The 10,988-nt window shown below is 64.2% G+C and carries 7 protein-coding genes and 1 pseudogene; 5 read left to right on the top strand and 3 right to left on the bottom strand.

Features of this window, described 5'->3' with window-relative positions:
- The 4 genes and pseudogenes from EOA32_RS26075 to EOA32_RS26060 all read left to right on the top strand — a co-directional run.
- Positions 1-993 (top strand): annotated as a pseudogene (locus tag EOA32_RS26075) (hypothetical protein); the annotation flags it as partial.
- Positions 994-1,230: 237 nt separating this feature from the next.
- Positions 1,231-3,537, top strand: a complete 2,307-nt coding sequence (locus EOA32_RS26070) for a peptidase domain-containing ABC transporter (protein ID WP_128373247.1) — start codon at positions 1,231-1,233, stop codon at positions 3,535-3,537.
- A 79-nt stretch (positions 3,538-3,616) separates the two neighbouring features.
- Positions 3,617-5,023, top strand: a complete 1,407-nt coding sequence (locus EOA32_RS26065; protein WP_095828780.1) for an HlyD family type I secretion periplasmic adaptor subunit — start codon at positions 3,617-3,619, stop codon at positions 5,021-5,023.
- 43 nt (positions 5,024-5,066) lie between these two features.
- On the top strand, positions 5,067-6,794 hold the full coding sequence (locus EOA32_RS26060; RefSeq protein ID WP_128373246.1) for an SEL1-like repeat protein: 1,728 nt from the start codon (positions 5,067-5,069) through the stop codon (positions 6,792-6,794).
- Between the two features lie 41 nt (positions 6,795-6,835).
- Here EOA32_RS26060 and EOA32_RS26055 read toward each other — a convergent pair whose 3' ends face one another.
- A complete protein-coding gene (locus tag EOA32_RS26055) occupies positions 6,836-7,156 on the bottom strand; it encodes a hypothetical protein (protein ID WP_128373245.1) in 321 nt (106 codons plus the stop codon).
- Positions 7,157-7,595: 439 nt separating this feature from the next.
- On the opposite strand from EOA32_RS26055, the gene EOA32_RS26050 reads away from it, so the two are divergent.
- Positions 7,596-8,024, top strand: a complete 429-nt coding sequence (locus EOA32_RS26050; RefSeq protein ID WP_066999225.1) for a hypothetical protein — start codon at positions 7,596-7,598, stop codon at positions 8,022-8,024.
- Between the two features lie 67 nt (positions 8,025-8,091).
- Here EOA32_RS26050 and EOA32_RS26045 read toward each other — a convergent pair whose 3' ends face one another.
- On the bottom strand, positions 8,092-9,594 hold the full coding sequence (locus tag EOA32_RS26045) for a PAS domain S-box protein (RefSeq protein ID WP_189407364.1): 1,503 nt from the start codon (positions 9,592-9,594) through the stop codon (positions 8,092-8,094).
- A 322-nt stretch (positions 9,595-9,916) separates the two neighbouring features.
- Positions 9,917-10,988, bottom strand: a 1,072-nt coding sequence (locus EOA32_RS26040; protein WP_145971352.1) for an NAD(P)/FAD-dependent oxidoreductase, incomplete at its 5' end; no start/stop codon positions are given.

Genomic DNA, 10,988 nt, shown 5'->3' with positions numbered 1-10,988 from the left:
GCCACCGGTGCGACTGGAGCAACTGGCGCGACTGGAGCGACCGGCGCTACGGGTGCCACGGGCTCGACCGGAGCAACGGGTGCGACTGGAGCAACGGGTGCGACTGGAGCTACCGGAGCAACGGGCTCGACCGGAGCAACCGGCTCGACCGGAGCGACCGGCGCTACGGGTGCAACCGGAGCAACCGGCTCGACAGGTGCGACCGGAGCCACCGGTGCGACTGGAGCAACGGGCTCGACCGGAACAACCGGTGCGACCGGAGCCACCGGTGCGACTGGAGCTACCGGAGCAACTGGCGCGACTGGAGCGACCGGCGCTACGGGTGCCACGGGCTCGACCGGTGCGACCGGAACTACCGGCTCGACCGGAGCGACCGGCGCTACGGGTGCAACCGGAGCAACCGGCTCGACAGGTGCGACCGGAGCCACCGGTGCGACTGGAGCTACCGGAGCAACTGGCGCGACCGGAGCGACCGGCGCAACGGGTGCAACCGGCTCGACGGGTGCTACTGGGCCGGGCGGCGCAACGGGCCCGACCGGAGCGACCGGCCCCGGCGGCGAGACCGGTGATCGCGACAAAGGCAACAACGGCCATGGCAATGATCCTGACCACAACGACAGCAGCAATCCTGGGAAGGGACATCCCAAAGATGGCACTGATGCCGATGGCTCGCCTGGCCATCGCACCGCCGCGGTCACGGCCAACTCGCTCGGGCTCAAGGACACGACGCAGTTCCTGCAATCCGGCTCGACCGACAGTGATGCCGTCAGCCATGCGTCGTTCCGTCAGCTTGTCAGCCAGGCCGCCGGTTCGGTGACGACCGACCTCCTGAATGTTCTCACCACGATCAGGGGATTTGGTCAGAACCAGAACAAGCCGTTGGGTGCAAGCACCGACCTGACCTCGGATCAGAACAAGCAGGGTGCCGGCTTCGCCAACAGCGACGACACGGTGAAGAAGGCGCTGAAGGACATTCTGAAGCCGCATGACTGAGCATGAGTGAAGAGGAATGGCGACCGGACAGACGACGATAGAAGCCGGTCCAAAGCTGAGAAGCGGGCGCGCGGGCTTTACCGAAAGGCAAGGCCTGCGCGTTCGGCCTTTCCGAGTGGTTAAGGGGCTCGCGCGACCGACCGCCGTGGAGTATCATCAGCGCCACCAGAGATTCCGGCGGGACTGGTCCGCCGCGGGCAATGTCGAACCACCGCCTGCCTACCCGAAGGCGAGTCCATGGTGAACGTTCCTGGGAGTGCTGAAATCCAGCCTGTGGAGCTGCGTGCCGGGACCGCGGCCGACCCGACCGGCATGCCCGGCGGCACCAGCGAAACGGGGCGGAGCCCCGGTGGCCCCGCCGAGTTCGACCAGGTCGGGCCGCGCCTCAAGGCGATGCTCCGGGTCGCCCGCTATCACGGTATCGAGCTCGATCCGAACGAATTCAGGGCAGCGAGCGCAGGCCCGTTTCCAAGCGCTACCGACCTGTCGGAATGGGCGCAGAACGGCGGCATGTGGTCCCGGGCAGTGCGTGTTCGCTGGTCACACCTGTTGCGCTTTCAAGATACCGGACCGGTCGTTCTCTTGTTCAGCGACGGCGGCGCCGGTCTCCTCACCGGGGCGAGCGCCGAGCGCAACGTGGTCTTCCTCAAAAGTCCGGAAGCGCCCGACGATGGTCCATCCACCGCTGTCGACGAGTTGCGCCTGTCGCAGGTGTGGACGGGCGAGGCGGTGCTGCTGCGAAACGCGCGATCCTATGTTGCCGCGGATGCGCCTTTCACCCTTCGCTGGATCGCCGAACTGGTGCGGCTCGAAAGCCGGCCGCTTCGCGACGTGGCCATCGCCTCCTTCACACTCAGCGTTCTGACCATTTTGCCGCCGCTCATCGTCATGACGGTGGTCAACAAGGTATTGCAATTCAACAGTGTCTCGACGCTGATACTCTTGTCGGCCATCGTCGCTGTCGTCTTCGCATACGAGACGCTCCTGGGCCACGCGCGGCGACTGATCATCAACGTCGTCGGAGCCCGCCTGGACACCAAGCTGCAGCTGCACGTTTTCAGCCGGCTGCTGCGCCTGCCGCTCGACTATTTCGAGCGCCATCCCGCTGGCGAGACAATGTACCACCTCGCGCAGGTCTATCGGATCCGCGAGTTTCTGACGGGCAAACTGCTCGGCACGTTCCTGGATCTGATCACCCTCTGCGTGCTGCTGCCGGTGATGTTCTATATCAACGTGACGCTTGCCTGGATCGTCGTTGCCTGCGCAGCGGTGATCATGCTGATCATCCTTGCCTTCCTGAAGCCGCTGCGCCGAAGGTACCAGCGGGTGATCGAGGCCGAGACCTGGAAGTCGGCGGCGCTGGGCGAAACCGTTGTCGGCATAAAGACCGTGAAGGCGCTTGGGCTCGAGCCGCAACGCAAGGCGCTTTGGGACCAGCAGGTGGCGGAGGCGGGAAGCGCGCGCCTCTCCTTCGGGCAGTTCGCCAGCTGGCCGCAGACCCTGGTTACGCCCATTGAACGCGTAATGGTGCTCGGCACCATGCTGATTGGCGCCTATCTCGCGATGAACGACAGTTCCGGCTATATGGTCGGCGGTCTGTTCGCCTTCATGATGATCTCCCAACGCGTCGCGCAACCGCTGGTCGGGTTGGTGCGGCTGATCGAAGATTACGAGGAGGTGGGGGCGGCAATCGGCGAGGCGGCATCCGTCCTTAACCGGCCCTTGGAGACGAGTTCGAACTCCCTCGGTCTGCGGCCAAGGCTCCTCGGCGAAGTTGCGTTCAGCGATCTGACGTTCAGCTACATCGGTACCAAGACGCCTGCCCTCGACCGTGTCAGCTTCCACATTCCGGCTGGGACCATGTTCGGCATTGTCGGGCGGAGCGGGTCGGGAAAATCGACCATCGCGCGGCTGCTGCAGGGGATCAACCGGGATTACAGCGGGTTCCTGAAGCTGGACGGCGTCGACCTCAAGGAAATCAACCTGCGTCACCTTCGCCAGGGGCTCGGCGTGGTCCTCCAGGACAATTTCCTGTTCCGCGGATCGATCCGCGACAACATCATCGCCGGGCGCGCCGGCCTGACGCTGTCCGATGCCATGCGTGCCGCGCATCTGGCCGGCGCGGAAGAATTCATCGAACGCATGCCGAACGGATACGACACTTACATCGAGGAAGGTTCGCCCAACCTTTCGGGCGGTCAAAAGCAACGGCTGGCGATCGCGCGCGCCCTCATCCACGATCCGACCATCCTCATTCTCGACGAAGCCACCAGTGCTCTCGACCCGGAAAGCGAAGCGGTCGTCAGTGCCAATCTCATGCGCATCGCCAGCGGCCGCACCATGATCATCGTCTCGCATCGGCTGTCCTCGCTCACCGACTGCGACCAGATCCTGGTTATGGAGCAGGGCAAGGTTCTCGATGTCGCTTCGCACACCGTCCTGCTCGAACGATGCGCGCTCTATCGTCAGCTGTGGTCGCAGCAGAACCGACATTTGGATAACCGCGGCGGGCGGCCCGCGGCCGTACCGTCGCGATTGGTTTGATGATGCCGTGCCGCAGCGGGATCGAGATTGAAATGGTGGTTCTCGCCAAAGATGAGTTGGATACGAGGTCCGGTAAGCCATGAGTAGCACCTCGCTCACCGTCCGCCAGGCTCGCTGGGGCCGAGCGAAAACGAACGATCCGACGACGCCGGCCATACTCGAGTTCCAGTGGCCGTCGACAGCAGTCTCGAATGCGCCGATTCCTCGGGCGGCGCGCGGCATCGTATGGATGATTTCGAGCCTCGTGATCGTCTTGATCACCGTGGCCGGACTGATACCGGTCGACCAGGTCGTGACGACGAGGGGGCTCGTGGTTTCACAATCGCCCAACATCATAGTGCAGCCGCTGGAGACGGCGATCGTCCGCTCGATCGAGGTGCGCGAAGGGCAGCATGTGCAGGCCGGCCAATTGCTTGCGCGCCTCGATTCGACCTTCGCCTCAGCAGACCTGCAGGCCCTGGCGATGCAGGTCTCTACGCTTGAGGCCGAAGTGGCACGGTTGAAGGCGGAGGCCGACGGCAAGGAGTTCAACTATGACGGCCTCGACCCCAGCTGGACCCTGCAGGCCTCGATCTTCGAGCGCCGCAAGGCGGTCTACGAGGCCAAGCTGGAGAATTTCGATCGGCAAAGCGATGAACTCAGTTCGGTGATCTCGCGCGCGCAATCTGATGCCGCTGGCTACCGGCAGCGGCTCTCCGTCGCGGCATCGATAGAACAGATGCGCAAGCAGCTGGAAGAGAGGCAGGTCGGGAGCCGCCTCAATACCCTGCTAGCCGAGGACAATTCGGCCGAAATGTCGCGCGCGCTCGGCAACGCCGTGCAGACGGCGGAAGCTGCCAGGCGCCAGCAGGCTGCGGTGGCCGCCGATCGCGCCGGCTACATTCAAGGCTGGCGCGCGGAAGTCTCGCAAGGTTTGTCGGAGGCGAGCTCTCGCATGTCCGACGCTCGCGAGCTCTTCAACAAGGCAAAGCTGCGCAAGCAACTGGTCGAGCTGAAAAGCGAAGGAGATGCCATTGTCCAGTCCGTGGCAAAAGTGTCGGTCGGCTCGGTCCTGCAGTCGGGCGAGCGCCTGATCACGCTGGTGCCCGCCAAGGCGCCGCTCGAGATCGAGACAAATGTCGTCGGCCGAAGCAGTGGCTTCGTCCACGTCGGCGATCCCGTCGTCATCAAGTTCGACACCTTCCCCTATTCGCAATACGGCCTCGCTCACGGCACCGTGCGTACGCTCAGTCCGGATTCCTTCTCCGCTCAGGAGAAAGCCCGCGATCCAGACAGTTCGCTGGCAATGCTGCCCTCGAACACAGAACCGTTCTATCGGACGCGCATTTCCATCGATCAGGTCGCGCTGCATGACGTACCCGCCGGGTTTGCCCTCACCCCCGGCATGCCGGTGACCGCCGACGTTCAGGTCGGCCGGCGCACGGTGCTCAAATATATTCTTGGGGTGATGCTCCCGATCGGTCAGGAAGCGATGCGCGAGCCGTAGTCCGCAGCTCGACAGGAACCGGAGCAGTCAAAGGCTGGCCTCGATGACAATTCTGGATCGCCTGACTGGTTTGGCTAGCCCGTCCCTAGCATTGCGCCGGGCGATCCAGTTTTCTGAAAATGGCAAGCCCACGGAGGCCTTTCCGCTCTTCGCCGCGGCTGCGCGTGCGGGCATCGGCCAGGCCGAGTATCGGGTCGCGCGTTGCTATCTCGAAGGTTCCGGCGTGCCGCCGAGCCGGGCAGAGGGGACGCGCTGGCTGCGGCGAGCAGCGGATCACGGGAGCGCTGATGCGCAGGCGCTCCTCGCCGCGCTCTACGTGACCGGGATGGCGGCAGCCGAAGCTGACAAGGGCTCCGAATCGGAACGGTTGTTCGTGGAGGACACCACGAGCGAGCCAGACTTTGCGTCAGCGCTCGACCTTGCCACGAAGGCGGCCGAGGCGGGCTCCGCCACCGGCCAGGCACTCCTCGGCTACATCCTGACCAGCGGTCCCGAACCAATGCGCGATGCGGATGCTGCCTACAGGTGGTACGAGCGGTCGGCCGCGGCCGGCTGCGCCGAAGGAAGCCTTGGTTTTGCCCTGGCGCTGGCACGGCGGGGTTTGTCGGCAGACCGGTCCAGGATTGCCGATGAGGTCCGGCGGGCGGCGGACGCTGGCTTGCCGACGGCAATCTATCTTCTCGCGATCCTGACCGAACACGGCCGCGGCGTCGCAGGCGACATTGCGGGTGCGGCGCGATTATACCAGTCAGCTGCGGAGAAAGGGCTTCCTGCGGCCCAATTCCGATTGGGTCTGGCGCTTATCGACGGGAGCCTCGGCGATCAGGATCCTGTGGCCGGAGAGGCCTGGATACGGCGTGCGGCATTGGCGGGCAATTTCGAGGCGGCGAATCTTCTCGGCGATCGTAACGTGAAGAGCCGGCCGCCGGACTTTTCAGAGGCGGCAATTTGGTATCGTCGTGCGGCCGAGGGGGGTCACCAGGCCGCCGCTCGCGCGCTGGCCTCTCTCTACCTGACGGGAAACGGTGTCGCCAGGGACGAGCAAGAGGGGGCGCATTGGCTGCGCACCGCCGCAAGCAGCGGGAACCGGGCAGCGCAAGTCGATCTGGCCAATCTTGTTCTTCAGGGAGCCGGCGAGCCGGACGATATCACGAGCGTAGCGGGGTGGTTCGAGGCAGCCGCATTATCGGGCGATCTTATCGCCGCCTTCAATCTCGGGCTGTGTTTCGCCAAAGGCGTCGGCGTGCACCAGGATGAAACTCGCGCCGCGCAATGGCTGAGGCGCGCGGCTGAAGGCGTGGCCGAGGCTCAGTACATGTATGCGCGCATTCTCAGGGACGGGCGCGGCGTGGCTGCCGACGCGCAACAGGCTCGTGCCTGGTTTGCCCAAGCGGCCGAAGGCGGCATGCTCGATGCGCAAGTGGCACTTGCTGAGATGCTGCTCAATGGGAGCGGAGGCAAACGCTCTCCCGAAGCCGCAATACAGTTGTTCCGACGGGCTGCTGCCGACGGCCATGCCGGCGCAATGTTTGCTCTCGGCGCGCTGCAGAGCTCCGGCGAGGGACTGCCGGTCGATCACGTGGCGGCGCAGAAATGGTTTGCGGCCGCGGCCGAGCGTGGGCACGGGCAGGCCCAACTGATGCTCGGCCGATATTTCTCGAAGGGCCTGGCCGGAGAGCACTACCCGGCAGTCGGCCGCCTTTGGCTCGAGCGAGCGGCGGCGCAAGGTCTTGAGGAAGCGGCCGACGAACTTTCCGAATTGGCCGGCTGAGGCATTCATTGCCAAGGCTTAGCACGATCAGCCCGCCCCCACTACTGCGCGCCGGGCGTCCACTCAGGCAGCGGCGCAAGGCTGTGGTTGAACTGTTTCCACCACATGGACTTATCTATCTCGCAGCAGGCGAGAAGCAGGGCGTGCGCCTTCTCGAAAGCCTGGGTCGCGATTTCATCAAACGTCATCTGCGCGTCGTACGGGACTGACACCACCAGTTCCTGACCGGTTTGTGTGCCGCCTTCGTCGACCTGAAGATAAAGCCAAACGACAAAATGCGCGCCCTGGCCACTCGCGTCGGCGTTGCCGATCTTGATGCGGTCGATGCCTGCTGCAGTGACTTTCATGCCGAAGTCCTTCATTTTGGGATTCATGGAATTCCAGAAGTTCGCAGCAATCAGAAAGGTTCCGGGACCGCTGTTCCTATGGTGAAGCATTGATAAAGAGGTACCACCTGGCTGCCGGGCGGGGGCGCAAGCGGCCACGCGCGCACAAAGCCCTGGTCGCCCGATCGTCGCCGACCCAGCAGCGGTCGTTCGACGATGCGCGTTGCGATGGCCGCTGACGGCGCGATCTAAGACAATCCAGCGTCTTGCCCTGCTGGCGGCGCCGTCTGATGGCGAGCCAGGAACGCGCCTTGCCAGCGAAGTTTCGCGTGTTGCTCCCGTCGACCCATCAACCGCGCCGCGAAGGCTTGTTAGCGGTCATTGCAACGCACTGCGATGGCACGCGTTTTGTTGATGGCAGAGCGGTGACCCTTGTGAGCACCGCTTCATAGGCTGACAAATCGGAGGCGATAAGGTGGCTAAGTTCAAAGAAGCCCTTGAGCGCGGCAAGAAAGCTCCTCGCCATGAAGAGGAGGATGCGAATGCCACGGTGCCGGATTTCGGCACCCAAGCCAGGGCCTGGCTGGACGATGTCGTTGTTGCGTCGTTGGTAGCGGCCAAGGCAGAAGTGTCGGGCGAGATGACGATCGACATAGACACCGCTCCGCGGGGCCGTGACAAAGCGCTGACGCCCTCTGTTCGGTTTCGAATCTACCGAAAGCCGGAAGTGAAAAACACCGCCGGAAGGGTATTCACCGTCAACGTTCACGTCAGTGGGGAGGTTTCGGTTTCTTCACCCGGTATGGTGGCTGAGGATGTTGGAAATATAGGGAACAGGTCCGGCGAGAGGTTTCGCAATTTGGTTGTCAAGCTGATCGAAGACGCTGCTAGGGACTTGAGCTAGCCCGACTGTCATGCTCGATTGGTCGACCCGGCCGAGGAGATCCCACCTCAGCTCGGCCTTCTGGTCGTCAGGCAGAAAATCTTTCACCGTCAAGCGTGACTTCGATAGTGACGCCGGCCGGGTCCCAGTTTCGCTCGACTTGGCCAAGCTGGCTCGCGGCGACGCGGACCAGGCGGCTCCCGAAACCTTCTTCTTCGGTTGCGACGGGAGGTGGTCCTCCAACCTCTCGCCATTGAATAAGCACCTTGCCGTCCCGATTGGCGCAAGCGATCTCTATTGAGCCGGCGGCCGCCGAGAGGCTGCCATGTTTGGCGGCGTTGGTGGCGAATTCGTGCAGCAGGAGGGAAAGTGGCGTGATCATTGCCGCGGGCACGGGAATATCGATGCCGGTGATCGCGAAGCGGGGATGCTCATCGGCCGCATGGCGGTATGGCGCCAGGATCGCGTTCACCAATGTATGCAGGCTCGTGGAGACCTGAGCAGAGCGGCCACCAGACGTGAGCATCGTCAGCGCATGCGCCCGCGCCAAGGCGCCGAGGCGGTCAGACACGATCGAGGCGAGCGCCGCCGGCGTTTCGGCGGCCGAAGCGCTCAGCTTGACGATCGAGCTTGCGATGGCGAAGAGGTTCTTCACACGGTGGTCCATCTCGCGGAGCAGTATCTCCCGCTGCTCTTGCGCGCGCAGCCGCTCGGAGATGCCGCGGGCGATCTTGGAGGCACCGACAATTGCGCCCGACGCGTCCGCGATGGGGGAAACGGTCAAAGAGATGGGAACGATACTGCCGTCCTTGCGCAGGCGAACGGTCTCGAAATGCTCGACATGCTCTCCATCTCGAATGCGCGCCAGAATATCCCGGTCCTCGTTCCGGCGATCGGGCGGTATCAACAACATGAGCGAACGACCGACAATTTCCGCGCGGGGGTAGCCGTAGAGCCGCTCGGCGCCACGGTTCCAGTCCGTGACGATGCCGTCCGGATCCGTCGCGATGATCGCGTCGTCCGAGGATGCGACAAGCGCGCTCAGCCGCGCCGCAGTGGTTTCCGCCTGGTCCCGTTCGATCGCAAACCCGAGCTGGCGGGCAATGGTCAACGCAAGTTCGCGTTCACGATCGGTGAAGCTATGGGGTGCTGGGTAGTAGACCATGAACTTGCCGATGAGCTCGCGGGAGCTGGCAAGCGGGATAAAGGCCAGCGCTTCGATGCCTTCGCCGAGGACCGTGTCGATGAGTTGCTGAGATTCACCGCTGAAACGAATATCCTCGACAAAGATGGGCTCGGCGTCGCGCTGATCGGTTGTCCACGGCGTGTGGCCGTTGACAGCCTTGCGGTATTCTTCAGACAGTGAGCGCCACGCGACGAAGCTCATGACGCCGTGGTTGTCAAATCTCAGGATCGAGGCGCGCGACGAACCGAGGGCGTCGCATATGGCATCGAGGGCCGCATCGTAGATCTCGACGAGGCCATGGGCGCGGTAAAGTCGGTCGGTGAGGCGAAAGAGGACGGTTTGCTCGCGGGCAATATCGCCGTCGGCTTGCTCACGCTGGCCGCGCCCTGTGGCCGTAACACTCATAGCCCCTTGCTGCATCGAGTCCTTGACCCAACCGCTTAACGCAGCACCGCGTCGATCGCCCCCTTCGACCGCCGGGTACGATCCCAGACCATGCTCGACAATATGCGCTTTGCGCGGTTTCGCAATAGGACTTGTCGCGTTGCGGCGCGGCGGCTGGTGTCGCCGACGAGCCGCGAGCGGCGCCCGTCTAGCGGCTTGAGCCAAATGGCAATTCGCGATCCCAAATCAGGTGCCTACCAGGCCGCGCCGTACTCCGACGCTCGCGGCATATAAAGCTTCCGCGGCCGGCCCAAAACGGAAGCCTCGCGCGCAGACTGGCGCCTCAGCGCCTTTGCTTGGCAATCCTGCCGGCGATCGCCGCGCCCTGGATGCGCGCATTGGCGAAGCAGCCGCGAATGCTCGGCCGCATGCCGGTGAACCAGAGGCCGGGCAGTTTCGGGTCGTTCGCCGGGCCGTTGAACAGCGGCACTCCCTTGGCATCGAGCACGCCGAGCCTGCCCACCATCGCCTCCAGCCCGGTGCGGTAGCCGGTGGCGGCAATGACGATGTCAGGCGCGATCGACTGGCCGCTTTCGAGAACGACGCCGTCGTGCCTGAATTCCTTGACCTGCGGCACGACGATGATGCGGCCGGCCTTGATCGCGTCGACCGCACCGTCATCGGCGGCGATCGCCGTATAGTCCGAGCCGAGGCGGCTGGCGCCGCCCGACGGGGCGGGGGGCAGGCCGTACTTCCCGAGATCGCCGAAGACCAGCCGCTGCGTCGCCGCCATCACCGCATCGGCGAGCCGGGCAGGCAGTCTCGCCATGACGGGCGAGAAACGATGCACGGCGATCTTGCCGATGCGCTTGGGCAGCAGCGACGGCCCGTTGCGCGCCGAGAGCCACATCTGCCCGGTCTCGACCCCGGAAAGATGGTTGAGCGCGTCGAAGCCGGAATTGCCGGCGCCGACCACCAGCACTTTTTTCCCGGCATAGTCGCTCGCCCGGCCGAAATGCGCCGAATGGACGATCTTGCCCGAAAAATCCTTCATGCCTTTCCAGGCCGGGATAAAGGGTTGTCGGTCGCGCCCGGTGGCGATCACCACGTGGAGCGCCGCTCGCGGTCCCGTGCTGGTCTTCAGCAGCCAGTGATCGCCGCGGAAATCGATTTCCTCGACGACGACGCCGAAGGCGATCGGCAGCCGGTGCGTCTGGGCGAAGTCGTTGAACAGGCGGATCACCGCGCTGCGGTGCGGAAAGGCGGGCGTGCCTTGCGGAAATGAAACGCCGGGCAGCGTTGAGAGGTCGCGATGCGTGTTGAGATGCAGGTTCTCATGGCGGTGGTGCCAGGGCTCGGCCAGCCGCCCCTCGCGCTCGAGGATCTCGGTGGCGATCCCGGCCTCGATCAGGGCG

Origin of the sequence: Mesorhizobium sp. M1A.F.Ca.ET.072.01.1.1 (assembly GCF_004023325.1) — a bacterium.
GTDB lineage: Bacteria > Pseudomonadota > Alphaproteobacteria > Rhizobiales > Rhizobiaceae > Mesorhizobium.
The sequence above is the reverse complement of the archived record's forward strand: the minus strand, read 5'-3'. Positions and strand labels throughout refer to the sequence as shown.